Source organism: Ancylobacter terrae (assembly GCF_045108345.1).
In the GTDB taxonomy this organism is placed as follows: domain Bacteria; phylum Pseudomonadota; class Alphaproteobacteria; order Rhizobiales; family Xanthobacteraceae; genus Ancylobacter.
Window position 1 is genome coordinate 1,953,987 of record NZ_JBJGXH010000001.1, and the last position, 13,644, is coordinate 1,967,630.

Sequence of the window (13,644 nt, forward strand, 5' to 3'; positions counted from 1 at the left end):
GCCGTTCATGCTGCGTTGGGATAGGCGCGCTAAGGCTGCGCGCTTAAGTTCGCCATCGACGCCCCGCGCCGATTCCGGCCGGTTCCCAGGTAAGGACCCCATGCGCAAGCTCGCCCTCGTTCTCGTCGTTCTCGTGCTGGCCGGAATCGGCGGCTTCTTCGGCCTGCGCGCCTACGCCGACCGGGAGGCGGACCGGCAGGTCGCCCTCCTCTTCGCCGAGCTCGAATCGGGAGGCATCAAGGCCAGCCGCCAGTCGGTCGGCTTCGACCTGATGAGCCGCACGCTGGACCTTGCCGGCCTCGACTTCGCGTCCTCGGCCGGCACGACGAAGATCGAGCACTTCAAGGCGATCGGCTTCGAGGAGACCACGCCGGGGCGGATCAAGGCGCAGCGGATCGAGCTCACCGGCCTTTCGGTCGACTCGACGCTCGGCCTCGCACCGGGGTCCAATGCCAGCTACCGCGTGCCCCGGCTCGTGATCGAGAACTACGAGGGCCCGGCGCAGATCGAGGCGGGCGGCGGCGACGTCGCGATCGTGCTGCGCGACTTCCTCACCTCCTTCGCCGCCGACCGGATCAGCATTCCCGAGGCGACCATTGCGACCCGTGTCGGCGCCGACCCCAACGCGACCGTCACCGAGATACGCTACGGTGCGACCGTGCTCGCCGGAATCCGGGGCGGCACGCTGGCCGACCTCGCCACGGACCCGGCGCGCTTCACCATCAAGGGGCCAGCCGATCAGCCGACATCGTCCGGCAGCGGCGAGGTGGGCAAGATCGCGGCCCAGAACATCGACCTCGTGCTGAATCTGCTGCCCTTCACGCCGCCCGCCAACACCGACAACGCGTTCCGCACCCTCTATGGCCGGCTGACCATCGACGGTTTGCGGCTGAAGACGGATAACGGCATGAGCGTCGAGAGCGGCGCCGCGACGCTGGCCGATGCCGCGATGCGGCCCTCCGCGGCCCTGATGGCCGAGGTCGCCGCCCTCGGCTCCCGTATCGAGCTCAGCCAGCAGGACGGCAACAAGCCGGCGCCCGAAGATCTGCGACGTATGATGGTGGCGCTCGCCGAGCTCGGCGCGGGCATACGCATCGGCTCTTTTGCCATCGCCGATATCGCGATCGGCGTGCCGGACCAGGGCCGTTTCGCGGTCGGGTCCCTGCGCATGGGCCCGCTGGCCGATGGCCGCTTCACCACGATGGCCTTCGAAAAGATGGAAGGCACGACGCCGAGCATCGCCGACAAGCCCTCCCAGCCCTTCAAGATCGAGCGCTTCGCGCTGAACGGCTTCGACTTCACCCGCCTGATGCGCCTCGCCGATACGGCTCTGTCCGGGCGCGGCGATGCCAATTCCCTGCAGAACCGCCTCGCGGCCCTGCGCATCCTCGAGGGTATCGAGATTTCCGGCCTTGTCGGCCCGGTGGGCGACGGCTCGGACGGCGAGCTCAAGCTCGATACCTTCCAGCTCTCCTGGGGCAGTTTCGTCGGCGCGCTGCCGACCAAGTTCGCCGGCACCCTGCGCCTCGACGCGCCGCTCGCCGCCTTCGAGGACCAGGAATGGGCGGCGCTGCTGGCCGATGGCGGCGCCAAGCGCGCCACCGTCGCCCTCGACATCGGCGGCGCCTGGAACGAGGCGGACAAGACCGTCACCCTCGCCCCGCTCTTCGCCGAGGTGTCGCAGGCCTTCTCGGCCAGCGCGAAGGTCTCCTTCGGCGGGCTCGGCCGCGAGGCGTTCAACGAGGATGCCAGCCAGGCGCTGGCCGCCGCGGCGCAGGCGACCTTTGGCGGGGCGAGCCTCAACCTCGCCGATCTCGGCCTCTATGAGCTCAAGATCGCGGAAGTCGCCAAGGAGAACGACGCGACCCCCGAGGAGGTGCGCGAGCTGTTCACCGGCATCGCCGAGATGATGGTGACGCAGGCCACCGAGGACCGCCCGAATCTCGAGGCCGCCGGCAAGGCCGTGCTCGACTTCCTCGCCGCGCCGAGGGGCAAGCTCGCGGTGACGCTGACGCCGAAGGAGCCGCTGCCGATCGTCTCGGCGCTGATCGCCTCGCAGGTCGATCCGACCGGCCTGCTGGACGTTGTCGATATCGAGGCGACGAGTTCGCGGTGACGGGCGCCCCCCGCCCGGGCGCTCGCCGGCGCCGGGAGGTGACGATGCACAGATGGGCTATCGCGGCGTTCGTGCTGGCGCTGCTGCCGGTCTCCCCGGCGGCGGCGGGCTGGTATCGCGTCGAGACCTATACCGGCACGGTCGGCCCCTACCCGGTGACACTGTCGCTCCAGCGCTATGACGATTTCGGCAGCGGCATCACCGTCGAGGGCAGCTATGTCTACGACCGCCGGCAGAGCCCGATCGCGCTCTACGGCACGGCTGAGGGCGCGCGGCTGCGACTGTGCGAGACGGCGGAGGCGGCCGAGATCCAGCGCATCCTCGTGCAGGGTTTGAAGACCCCGGTCGACACCGCCGCCTGTCCGTTCACGCTCGACGTCGGGCCGGATGGCGCCAGCGGCACCTGGAGCGCGGGCGGGCGCAACCTGCCGGTCGCCCTCACCCGCACCGGCCGGCTGGACGACACCGGCGCGGGCGTGGTGGAGGGAACGGTCGCGATCCCGTTCTGGGCGCAGACCGCGCGGCACCGCTTCGCCGGGATCTATACGAAGTCGGATGCCGGCATCTGCATGACGCGCCTGCAGGCGATCGACAAGACGAGCGCCAAGGTCACCGGCGAGATCGCCTTCGATCGCGACGACTGCAATGCCGGCATGGTGATGACGTCGATCTATCTCAACGCCACCGCGCGAGCGGCACACGGCATCGGCAGCTATGTCGTCGCGGTCGAGTTCCGGGACGGGCGGGCCGGCACCACGGCCGACTACCTGTTCAACGACACGAACGGGACATTCCGCCGCCCGAAATGACGACGCCCGGCGCTGTGGGCGGCCGGGCGTATCATGAATTTCAAACGCGATGACAAAGACTTGCCGGCGGGAGCTGGCAATCCGATTCAGCCCCGCGCCTCACTTCTCCGGCAGGTTGGTGCGGATGTGGAGTTCGCGCAGCTGCTTCGGGCTCGCCTCGTTCGGCGCGCCCATCAGGATGTCCTGCGCCTGCTGGTTCATCGGGAAGATCGAGATTTCGCGCAGGTTCGTGGTGCCGCAGAGCAGCATGACGATGCGGTCGACGCCGGCCGCCATGCCGCCATGGGGCGGCGCGCCATACTGGAAGGCGCGGTACATGCCGCCGAAGCGCTCCTGCACCGTCGCCTCGTCATAGCCGGCCAGCTCGAACGCCTTCACCATCGCCTCGGGGCGGTGGTTGCGGATGCCGCCGGAGGCGATCTCGTAGCCGTTGCAGGCGATGTCGTACTGGAACGCCTTGATGGTCAGCGGGTCCTGCCCGTTCAGCGCATCGAGGCCGCCCTGCGGCATGGAGAAGGGGTTGTGGGAGAAGTCGATCTTCTTCTCCTCTTCGCTCCATTCGTAGAAGGGGAAGTCGACGATCCAGGCCAGCTCGAAACGGTCGTGGTCGACCAGCTTCAGCTCCTCGCCGACCCGGGTGCGGGCGAGGCCGGCGAACTTGACGAATTTTTCCGGGTTGCCGGCGACGAAGAAGGCGGCATCGCCTTCCCCGAGACCCAGTTGCAGACGGATTGCTTCGGTACGCTCCGGGCCGATATTGTTGGCAAGTGGCCCCCTACCGGTAACCTTTAGCGCAGCCGCGATGGCATGCTCATCCCACCCAGCCGCTTCAAAGCTCTTTCTGAGGTCATCAAGGACTGAATCTTCTTCCGGCCCCTTTACGAAGAAGATGTAGCCGAGCCCCGGCTGGCCCTCGCCCTGCGCCCAGCTGTTCATGCGATCGCAGAAGGCGCGCGAACCGCCGGTGGGGCCGGGGATGGCCCACACCTCGTTCTTCGGGTCCTCGAGCATGCGCGCGAACACCTTGAAGCCCGAGCCGCGGAAATGCTCGGAGACGTTCTGCATCACCAGCGGGTTGCGCAGGTCCGGCTTGTCGGAGCCGTATTTGCGCATCGCCTCGGCATAGGGAATGCGCGGCCAGTTCTTGGTGACCGGCTTGCCGTCGCCGAATTCCTCGAACACGCCGGTGATCACCGGCTCGACGGCCGCGAACACGTCCTCCTGCTCGACGAAGCTCATTTCGAGGTCGAGCTGGTAGAACTCGCCCGGCAGGCGGTCGGCGCGCGGGTCCTCGTCGCGGAAGCAGGGCGCGATCTGGAAGTAGCGGTCGAAGCCGCTCATCATGATGAGCTGCTTGTACTGCTGCGGCGCCTGCGGCAGCGCGTAGAATTTGCCGGGGTGGATGCGGCTCGGCACCAGGAAGTCGCGCGCGCCCTCGGGGCTCGAGGCGGTGAGGATCGGCGTCTGGAACTCGAAGAAGCCCTGCCCCTTCATCCGCGCGCGCATGGCGTCGATGATGGCGCCGCGCTTCATGATGTTGCGGTGGAGCTTGTCGCGGCGCAGGTCGAGGAAGCGGTAGCGCAGCCGCGTCTCCTCCGGATACTCGACATCGCCGAAGACCGGCATCGGCAGCTCGCCGGCCGGGCCGAGCACTTCGATCTCGGTGGCGTAGACCTCGACCTGGCCGGTCGGCAGCTTGTCGGTCTCGGTGCCGTCGGGCCGCCGGCGCACCCGCCCGTCGACGCGGATCACCCATTCCGAGCGCGCCGTCTCGGCGAGCTTGAACGCCGGGCTGTCGGGATCGACCACGACCTGCGTCAGGCCGTAATGGTCGCGCAGGTCGATGAACAGCACGCCGCCATGGTCGCGGATGCGGTGGCACCAGCCGGAAAGACGCACGGTCTCGCCCGCATGGTCGAGACGGAGGGCGCCGCAGGTGTGCGAGCGATAGCGATGCATGGGTCGATCTTCCCGGGCCGGCAACACGAAAAACCCCTCTGCGGGGCGCGCGGAGGGGTGCATGCAGGTGCGAGGTTTGTCAAGGATGCGGGCGTTGGCGGGCCCGAACGCAACGAGGCCCGGATCACCCGGGCCCCGGATCAGATCGCTGTGACGGCGGGTCGGGACGGTCCCGACCCGGCTCGCCTCACGGCACGTAGCGCAGGTTCAGCCCGGCGACGCCGAGCGCGAGGGAGGCGCCGACATTGCCTTCCACCGAGATCGGGTTGAGCACGATCGACTGGTCCGAGCCCCACAGCGCGTTGGCGCCGACGCCGACGCCGATCGCCACATTGCCGCTCACGCCGCCATAGGGGCCGGCAAGCTGGCCGGGGGCGATGCCGCTCGACACCGCCAGCACGCCCCAGGTCATCACGCCGCCGCCGGTGACGCCGAGGTCGAGGCCGACATTCTTGATGGTGCCGGCGTAGCGCTGCAGCGGGCCGTTGTTGGACGGCGTGAAGGTGCAGCTCAGCTCCTGCTTCGATTCGATGATCATGCCGATCGAGGCGCCGGCATTACACACCAGCACGCCGGCATTGACCTTGTCGGCCGCCCCGGCGGGAGCCGCAGCGAGGGAGATGGCGCACGCCGTCGCGCCCGCGAGGAGGAACTTGTTCAGCATGGGGTCGGCCTTTTCCGCAGTTGAGGTGTCCGTCAAGACCACGGCGCGGGGCGCGTCGCGAATCGTCCGTAGCTCTAGTTGAAGTTAGGCCCCGCCGCACGAAAATGCAGCGGCCCCGTCGTTGCGCCCGTGCGCGTACGCTATGTAAATGGGGCCATGGACATGATCACGACGACCGACGCCCTGGAGGCCGCCTGCGAGCGGCTCGCCCGCCACCCGTTCATCACCGTCGACACGGAGTTCCTCCGCGAGACGACGTTCTGGCCTAAGCTCTGCGTCGTCCAGCTCGCCTCTCCCGACGAGGCGGTGGTGATCGACGCAGTGGCGGAGGGAATCGACCTCGCCCCGTTCTTCAGCCTGATGGCGAACGAGGACGTGCTGAAGGTGTTCCATGCCGGGCGGCAGGACATCGAGATCGTCTGGCATCTCGCCGGCATCATCCCGCACCCGGTGTTCGACACGCAGGTCGCCGCCATGGTGCTCGGCCATGGCGACAGCATCTCCTACGACCAGCTGGTGCAGCGTCTCACCGGCCATGTGCTCGACAAGTCGCTGCGCTTCACCGACTGGTCGCGCCGCCCGCTGTCGGCAGCCCAGATCGCCTATGCGGAAGCCGACGTCACCCATCTGCGCGACGTCTATCTCAAGCTCGACGCGGATCTCGCCAAGCGCGGCCGCCGCGACTGGGTGACCGAAGAAATGGCCGTGCTCACCTCGCCGGAGACCTACCGGCAGGAGCCCGAGAACGCCTGGGAGCGGCTGCGCACCCGCGTGCGCAAGCCGAAGGAACTCGCCGTGCTGATGGAGATCGCGGCCTGGCGCGAGCGCGAGGCGCAGGGGCGCGACATGCCGCGCTCGCGCGTACTCAAGGACGAGGTGATCGGCGAGATCGTCTCGCAGCAGCCGACCACGCCCGAAAGGCTCGCTCAGCTGCGCTCCATCCCCAAGGGGTTCGAGCGTTCCCGCTCGGGCGAGCAGATCATCGAGGCGGTGAAGGCGGGGCTCGAGCGCGATCCGCGCACCCTGCCCCGCATCGAGCGCGACCGGCCGCTCTCGAACGGCGCCTCCGCGACGGTGGAACTGCTGCGGGTGCTGCTGCGCATGACGAGCGAGCAGCACGGCGTCGCCGCCAAGGTGCTCGCCACGGTGGACGACCTCGAGCGCATCGCCGCCGAGGACGAGGCCGACGTCGCCGCCCTGCGCGGCTGGCGGCGCGACCTGTTCGGCGAACGCGCGCTGGCGCTCAAGGCCGGCCGCCTGGCGCTCGCGATGCAGAAGGGCCGGGTGATCGCGCTGGAGCGGCCGGGGGAGTGAGGCATGCCGTGAGCCGGCGGCTGGAGGCAATGCGCGCCAACCCGGCGGGCAATTGGAGCATCGGCGACGTCGAACAGGTCTGCCGCGAGCATGGCCTGCTTTGTGCAGCGCCCCGTGGTGGAGGATCGCACTACAAGGTCGGCCATCCGACCGTAGCGCGTAAACTCACCATTCCCTTCAAGCGGCCGATCAAACCGGTATATATTAGGTTGCTGGTCAATCTGATCGACGAAGTGAGAGCCCTCTCATGAGCGTGTCGCAGCTCTACCCGTTCGTCGTCGAGCCCCTCCCCCCCGACGAAGGGGGCGGCTTCATCGCGATTGTCCCGGACCTGCCGGGCTGCATGAGCGACGGGAGCACACCCGAGGAAGCGGCCGCCAATGTCCAGGATGCGATCTCCAGCTGGATCGAGGCTGCCGGAGACCTCGGTCACGCGATTCCGCGCCCCTCGCGCCACCTCGCGATCGCGGCCGAGTAGCGATCACCCCGTCGCCATCACCGTCTCGCGGCCGATCAGCCGGCCCAGCGTCCGCAGCCGCGAGGCGAGGCGGTCGCCGGCGAGCGCCGCCTGGTCGCCTTCCAGATGCAGCACCAGCTTGCCCTGCTCGACCGCGAGCCGGGTGCGCGGCAGCATGTCCGGCATCGCCGCCGAGACCAGATAGGCAACCCGCATCGCCGCGCCCAGAATGCGCGCGCGGTCGAGCAGGCGCGTCGTCACCAGCTCGCGGATGCGCGGGGAGAGCTCGTCGTCGACCAGCCCGACATGGCGGTAGAAGATCGCCAGCGCGATGAAGGCGCGGCCGGGGTGATCGACGCCGATGAAGCCGGCATGGGCGATGATGTTGAGGCTCTGCTCGCCGCGGTAGTCGGGATGGGCGCGCCAGCCGATGTCGGCCAGCAGGCAGGCGGCATGGCGCAGCCGCCGTTCCTCGGCGCTCTCCTCGATGCCGCTGGAATCGATGAAGGCGTCCGTCCAGGCGAAGAGCTCCTCGCCATGGCGCGGCGAGCGCGAGCGCAGCCAGTTGATCTCGTTCGCGCCCGAAATCAGCGGGTCCTCGCGGCGCTCCTTCTCGGTGAGCTTCTCGTAGAGCAGCCCCTCTCGCACGCCGAGCGAGGAGACGTAGATCTGCGAGGGCTTGCCGATCCGGATCAGATGCTCCAGCACCAGCGCGCCATAGGCGAGCAGCGGCCGGCGGGCGGGCGCCACCATCTCGATCTTGGAGAGCGTGTCGACCGGCACGCGCTGCACCAGGCGGGCGAATTCCAGCGCCTCCTTGGCCGGCACGATGTAGCCATGCATGACGTGCAGCGGATAGCCGCGCTGGGCCATGTGCAGGCGGGCCAGCGAGCGCCAGGTGCCGCCCACCGCGTAGAAGGGCCGGCCGGCGAGGTGTTCGAGCGTCGCGCTCTTGCCGAGCGCGGCCTTCACGATCTTCGCCGCCTTGCTCAGCGAGCGATCGGAGGCGTCCTGCAAGGCGAGGCCGCCGAGCGGAAAGGTGACGCCGGCGCTGACCTTGTGGCCGTGGATGTCGGCGAGTTCGAGCGAGCCGCCGCCGAGATCCCCGACCAGGCCGTTCGGCTTGTGGATGCCGGAGATGATGCCGAGCGCGGACAGCTGCGCCTCGCGCTTGCCGGAGAGCACCTCCACCTCGGCGCGGCAGATGCGGCTGCACTCGGCGATGAAGGCGGGTCCGTTGGAGGCGTCGCGCGCGGCGGCGGTGGCGAGCACGTGGAGGTCGCCCACCTGCATCTGGTCGCACAGCACGCGGAAGCGGCGCAGCGCCGCGTGCGTCTTCTCCACCGCGTCCAGCGCGAGGCGGCCGGTCGAGGCGATCTCGCTGCCGAGCCCGCACAGCGCCTTTTCGTTGAAAATGGGCGTCGGGGCGCGGGAGAGATGCTCGTAGACGACGAGACGCACCGAGTTCGAGCCGATGTCGATCACGCCCACGGGCGCGCCGGCGAGCAGGCGGCCGGGCGCCTCGCGGTTCACCTCCACGAGCGGCTCACTTGCCACGGCGGCGGACGAGGCTGCGCGGCGAGGATTCCTTGAGCGATTTCCCACGTCCCGACAGGCTCGGATTGGTCATGAAATAATTCTGGGCGTTGAACGATTCCTCGCCCGGCGCCGGCACTATGCGTTCGGAGGTGCCGTCGGGCAACAGCCGCCAGCTCTGCTCGTTGTCCTCGAAATTGGCCATCATGATCTGGTCGAGGATCTGCATGTGCACCGTCGGGTTGGTGATGGGGCAGAGCGCCTCGACGCGGCGGTCGAGGTTGCGCGGCATCAGGTCGGCGGAGGAGATGTAGAGCGCGGCCTTGGGGCTCGGCAGCGGGTTGCCGTTGCCGAAGACGTAGATACGTCCGTGCTCGAGGAAGCGCCCGACGATCGACTTGGCGCGGATGTTCTCCGACAGCCCCGGCACGCCGGGGCGCAGGCAGCAGATGCCGCGCACCACGATCTCGGTCTGCACCCCCGCCGCGCTGGCGCGGTAGAGCGCGTCGATGATGGCGGGGTCGACCAGCGAATTCATCTTCAGCCAGATCGTGCCGGGCCGCCCGGCCTTGGCGAAGGCGATCTCGGCGTCGATGTGGTCGAGGATGCGCTTCTTCAGCGTGAGCGGGGAGACCGCCATCGCCTCCAGCTCGGCCGGCTCGGCATAGCCGGTGATGAAGTTGAAGATGCGCGCCACGTCGCGGCCGATCACCGGGTCGGCGGTGAAGTAGGACAGGTCGGTGTAGATGCGCGCGGTGATCGGGTGATAATTGCCGGTGCCGACATGGCAGTAGCTCGCCAGCGTGCCGCCTTCGCGGCGCACCACCAGCGAGAGCTTGGCGTGGGTCTTCAGCTCGAGGAAGCCGAACACCACCTGCACGCCGGCCCGCTCCAGATCGCGCGCCCAGCGGATATTGGCCTCCTCGTCGAAACGCGCCTTCAGTTCGACCAGCGCGGTGACCGACTTGCCGGCCTCGGCGGCTTCCGCCAGCGCCTTGACGATCGGCGAGTCGGAGGAGGTGCGGTAAAGCGTCTGCTTGATGGCGACGACGTTCGGATCGCGCGCGGCCTGGCGCAGGAACTGCACCACCACATCGAAGCTCTCATAGGGGTGGTGGACGACGAGGTCCTTCTCGCGGATGGCGGCGAAGCAGTCGCCGGCATGGTCGCGGATGCGCTCGGGAAAGCGCGGATTGTAGGGCTTGAACTTGAGGTCCGGCCGCTCCAGCGAGACCAGCTGGCTGAATTCGTTGAGCGCCAGCACGCCGTCGACCAGGAAGATCTCGTCACCCGCCACGTTGAGCTCGCGCGCCACGAAGCTGCGCAGTTCCTCCGGCATGGAGACGTCCACCTCGAGCCGGATCACCGAGCCGCGGCGCCGCCGCTTGAGCGCGGATTCGAACTGGCGCACGAGGTCTTCGGCCTCTTCCTCGATTTCGAGGTCGCTGTCGCGCACGACGCGGAAGCCGCCGACGCCCTTCACCTGGTAGCCCGGGAACAGCCGGCCGATGTAAAGGCCGATCATCTGCTCCAGCGTGATGAAGCGCGCCGCGCCCGAGGAGCCGTCCGGCAGGCGGATGAAGCGGTCGATCTTGGCCGGCACGCGGATCAGCGCGTTCATCTGCCGCCCGTCGACGATTCGCGCGAGCTGCAGGCCGAGCGAGAAGCCGAGATTGGGGATGAAGGGGAACGGGTGCGCCGGGTCGATGGCGAGCGGGGTGAGCACCGGGAAGACATGGGTCAGGAAGAAGTCGTCGAGCATCGCCCGGTCGCTCTTCTTCACATCCGCCCCGTCCACCAGCACGATGCCGTTCTGGGCGAGGGTCACGCGCAGCTCGCGCCAGCGCGCCTGCTGGTCGCTGGCCAGCTTGGCGACTTCATCGGAGATCAGCGGCAATTGCTCGGCCGAGGACAGCCCGTCCGGGCTGCGCGCCTCGAAGCCCTCGCGCACATGCTCCTTCAGGCCGGCGACGCGGACCATGAAGAATTCGTCGAGATTGTTCGCGGAGATCGAGAGGAAGCGCAGCTGTTCGAGCAGCGGGTGATTGGTGTTGGCCGCCTCCTCCATCACCCGGCGGTTGAAGTGCAGCCAGGACAGCTCGCGGTTGATGAAACGCTGCGGGCTCGCCATGAGGCCGGACGCGCCCGCCTCCGCCTCGCGCAGCAGTTCCGCCACCGATTCCTTGCCGTTCTCGCTCACCCTCGCCCCTCCCGTTGCGGCGCGGACCTTCGCCGCGCTTCATGACAGCTCGATGACGCCGCCGTCACCGGCATTTTATACGTGATCGCGGGCCGTTGCGCCCGTCCCCGGCGGCGCGGGCCGCGCACGGGCCAATTCCCTCAGTCCGGCTCGGTTCCCGGCGCCTCGTCCTCGTCGTCGCCTTCGCGGGCGCGCAGCAGTTCCGCGGCGAGCGCCCGCGTCACCGGCCGCCCGCGCGCCAGCGCCTCGCGGTCGAGGGCGGCGACGAGATCGGCGAGCGCGGCCACCGACCGCTCGACCCGCGCCAGCAGGAAGGTGACCAGCCCTTCGTCGGGCGCGATCTGGCGGTCGGCGAAGAGCTTGAGCGCGATGGCGCCGAGCAGCGCCTCTCCGGGCGGATCGAGCGTCACCGCCGGCATGGCCCGCAGGCGCGAGGCCAGGTCCGCCGTCGCCACCGCTTCCGCCAGGCGGGCGGGCGGCAGGCGGCTGGTCACCAGCACGCGGGCGTCCTGCTCCTTGGCGAGGTTGAGGAGATGGAACAACGCCACCTCGTCGGCCGGCCGGAGCGGGGCCGCCGCGTCGAGGTCCTCCAGCGCCAGCGCGCCGCCCGCCAGCATGTCCGGCACGCCGCCCTCGGCGAGGAGGTCGCGCGCCGGGGCGATGTCGGCGCCGGTCTGGTCGGCGAAGATGCCGGCGAGATGGCTCTTGCCGGTCCCCGCCGGCCCCACCAGCGCGACCACGGGCGCGGGCCAGTCCGGAAAGGCGTCGATCAGCGCCAGCGCCGCCCGGTTCGCCGGTCCCTCGAGGAAATCGGCGCGGCCCCGGCTCTCGACATGGGGAAGGTCGAGCGTGAGCTGACGCGGCCCGCGCTCAGGAATTCCGCGGGGCGCCCGGCCCCGGATGCTGTCCACCGCCATGCCCGCTCCTCTCAGGGGCGCGTCTTGACGCCGGCCTCGTCCTCGTCCTCGCCGGTATAGAGCGGACTGGCGAGATACTGGTCGAGCATGAAGCGCACCAGCACCCCGCCCGCCGCCGCCAGCGGCACGGCGATCAGGAGGCCGAGGAAGCCGAGCAGATAGCCGAAGGCGAGCAGCGCGAACATCAGCCACACCGGGTGCAGGCCGACGCTGTCGCCGACCAGTTTCGGCGAGAGGATGTAGCCCTCCACGAACTGGCCGAACATGAAGATGGCGACGATCAGCGCGATCTGCCCCCAGTCCGGGAAGAACTGCACGAGCGCGACGCCGGTCGCCAGCACCAGCCCGGTCAGCGAGCCGACATAGGGGATGAAGGTGATGGCGCCCGAGACGACGCCGATCACGAAGCCGAAGTTCAGCCCCGCCAGCGTCAGCGAGATCGCATAGAACGAGCCGAGGATGATGCACACCGCCGCCTGCCCGCGCAGGAAGCCGGCAATGGCGCGGTCCATCTTGCGAGCGATCCCGCGGACGGTCTCGCGGTGCTTCAGCGGCACCCAGGAATCGACCTTCACCACCATGCGGTTCCAGTCGTTCAGCATGTAGAACGCCACGACGGGGGTGATGACCAGCAGCGAGAACAGCGAGATCAGCGCCTGCCCGCCGGTCCAGATCGACTGCAGCAGGCTCAGCAGATAGGTGGCGCCCTGGCTGGCGAGCTGGCCGAGCGAGGCGCGGATGTTGGGCATGCGGTCGCCGACGATGTCGCGCAGCCATTCCGCCTTCTCGCCGGTGGCGAGGTTCTGCAGCTTGACGATGTAGTCCGGCAGCCGCTCGATGAAGGCGGCGAGCTGGCTGCCGACGATGGGGATCACCAGCAGCAGCGCCAGGATGATCACCAGCAGCGCGCAGCCGATGATGACGAGGCTCGCCAGCATGCGCGAGATGCCGCGCCCCTCCATCCAGTTGGCGATGGGGTTGAGGAAATAGGCGAGCGCGAGCCCTGCCACGAACGGCAGCAGCACGCCGCTGAACAGCCACGCCGCGACGAGAAACGCGACCAGCACGGCCAGCCAGAAGAAAACCTGTCTGTGCAGGGGGATATCCTCGCCTGATTTGCGCGCCGAGCATGTTCCCGGGCGGGAGGCGGGTCAAGCGGGGGCTGGTCGATGATCGGCGCGCGGGAGGGCACGGCCGGCGCGCAGGGTGATCGGCCGTCAGGCCGCGACGGCGTGAGTGGCGAGATAGGCCGTGACGAGCCGCGTGAGCTGGCCCGGGAGATGGGCCTCGAAGCCCGGCACCGCCTGCCCGTCGAGCAACAGGCGCACCGGACCGGCAATGGCCCCCATCACCATCAGCGCCGTGACGGCGGGATTCTCGAACCGCGCGTCGGAGGCGCTGGCCAGCAGCGCCGTCACCGCCGCCGCCATGCGCGCCTGCATGCGGGTGACCAGCGCCACGCCGCCCCGCTCGCCGGCCACCGCGTAGAGCGCCCGGGATTCGGCGGGCGCGCGGAACTTGGCCGCCACGAAGGCGTCGACCAGCGCCGCGGCCATCTGCGCCACCGGTCGTCCCGGTTTTCACCGCACGCCCGCTCGACGGCCGCGGCGACAGCATCGAGATGGCGCTCCAGCACGGCGGCGAGCATGGCGTCACGGTTCGGGTAGTACTG

12 protein-coding genes are annotated in these 13,644 nt (G+C 69.2%); 5 read left to right on the forward strand and 7 right to left on the reverse strand.

The window, feature by feature from the left end; translation table 11 throughout:
* Positions 1 to 100: 100 nt before the first annotated feature.
* On the forward strand, positions 101 to 2,116 hold the full coding sequence (locus tag ACEUEL_RS09295) for a hypothetical protein (RefSeq protein WP_405704187.1): 2,016 nt from the start codon (positions 101 to 103) through the stop codon (positions 2,114 to 2,116).
* A 44-nt stretch (positions 2,117 to 2,160) separates the two neighbouring features.
* Positions 2,161 to 2,925 (forward strand): hypothetical protein, encoded by a 765-nt coding sequence (locus ACEUEL_RS09300; protein WP_405704189.1) that lies wholly within the window; start codon positions 2,161 to 2,163, stop codon positions 2,923 to 2,925.
* A gap of 99 nt (positions 2,926 to 3,024) precedes the next feature.
* Here the strand turns inward: ACEUEL_RS09300 and aspS are convergent, their stop codons facing one another.
* On the reverse strand, positions 3,025 to 4,884 hold the full coding sequence (gene aspS / locus ACEUEL_RS09305) for an aspartate--tRNA ligase (protein ID WP_405704191.1): 1,860 nt from the start codon (positions 4,882 to 4,884) through the stop codon (positions 3,025 to 3,027).
* A gap of 187 nt (positions 4,885 to 5,071) precedes the next feature.
* Positions 5,072 to 5,548, reverse strand: coding sequence for a DUF992 domain-containing protein (locus tag ACEUEL_RS09310; protein ID WP_405704193.1), 477 nt, complete (start codon positions 5,546 to 5,548; stop codon positions 5,072 to 5,074).
* Positions 5,549 to 5,704: 156 nt separating this feature from the next.
* Here ACEUEL_RS09310 and rnd point away from each other — a divergent pair, with 156 nt between their 5' ends.
* From rnd to ACEUEL_RS09325, 3 genes are read left to right on the forward strand one after another with little or no spacing between them, the layout of a single operon-like run.
* Complete coding sequence (rnd, locus tag ACEUEL_RS09315; protein WP_405704195.1) at positions 5,705 to 6,862, forward strand: ribonuclease D; 1,158 nt, start codon at positions 5,705 to 5,707, stop codon at positions 6,860 to 6,862.
* Between the two features lie 8 nt (positions 6,863 to 6,870).
* Positions 6,871 to 7,113 (forward strand): type II toxin-antitoxin system HicA family toxin, encoded by a 243-nt coding sequence (locus ACEUEL_RS09320; protein WP_405704197.1) that lies wholly within the window; start codon positions 6,871 to 6,873, stop codon positions 7,111 to 7,113.
* Complete coding sequence (locus ACEUEL_RS09325; protein ID WP_405704199.1) at positions 7,110 to 7,340, forward strand: type II toxin-antitoxin system HicB family antitoxin; 231 nt, start codon at positions 7,110 to 7,112, stop codon at positions 7,338 to 7,340. The genes ACEUEL_RS09320 and ACEUEL_RS09325 overlap by 4 nt, the downstream gene beginning before the upstream one ends.
* A gap of 3 nt (positions 7,341 to 7,343) precedes the next feature.
* Here the strand turns inward: ACEUEL_RS09325 and ppx are convergent, their stop codons facing one another.
* The 5 genes from ppx to ACEUEL_RS09350 all read right to left on the reverse strand — a co-directional run bounded on the left by ppx (position 7,344) and on the right by ACEUEL_RS09350 (position 13,528).
* A complete protein-coding gene (gene ppx / locus ACEUEL_RS09330) occupies positions 7,344 to 8,858 on the reverse strand; it encodes an exopolyphosphatase (protein WP_405704201.1) in 1,515 nt (504 codons plus the stop codon).
* A gap of 7 nt (positions 8,859 to 8,865) precedes the next feature.
* On the reverse strand, positions 8,866 to 10,986 hold the full coding sequence (locus ACEUEL_RS09335) for an RNA degradosome polyphosphate kinase (RefSeq protein WP_405706684.1): 2,121 nt from the start codon (positions 10,984 to 10,986) through the stop codon (positions 8,866 to 8,868).
* Positions 10,987 to 11,195: 209 nt separating this feature from the next.
* Positions 11,196 to 11,972, reverse strand: a complete 777-nt coding sequence (locus tag ACEUEL_RS09340; protein ID WP_405704202.1) for a P-loop NTPase family protein — start codon at positions 11,970 to 11,972, stop codon at positions 11,196 to 11,198.
* Between the two features lie 11 nt (positions 11,973 to 11,983).
* Positions 11,984 to 13,039 (reverse strand): AI-2E family transporter, encoded by a 1,056-nt coding sequence (locus ACEUEL_RS09345; RefSeq protein WP_405704204.1) that lies wholly within the window; start codon positions 13,037 to 13,039, stop codon positions 11,984 to 11,986.
* 150 nt (positions 13,040 to 13,189) lie between these two features.
* Entirely contained in the window at positions 13,190 to 13,528 is a 339-nt protein-coding gene (locus ACEUEL_RS09350; RefSeq protein ID WP_405704206.1) for a hypothetical protein, read from the reverse strand.
* Positions 13,529 to 13,644 lie beyond the last annotated feature (116 nt).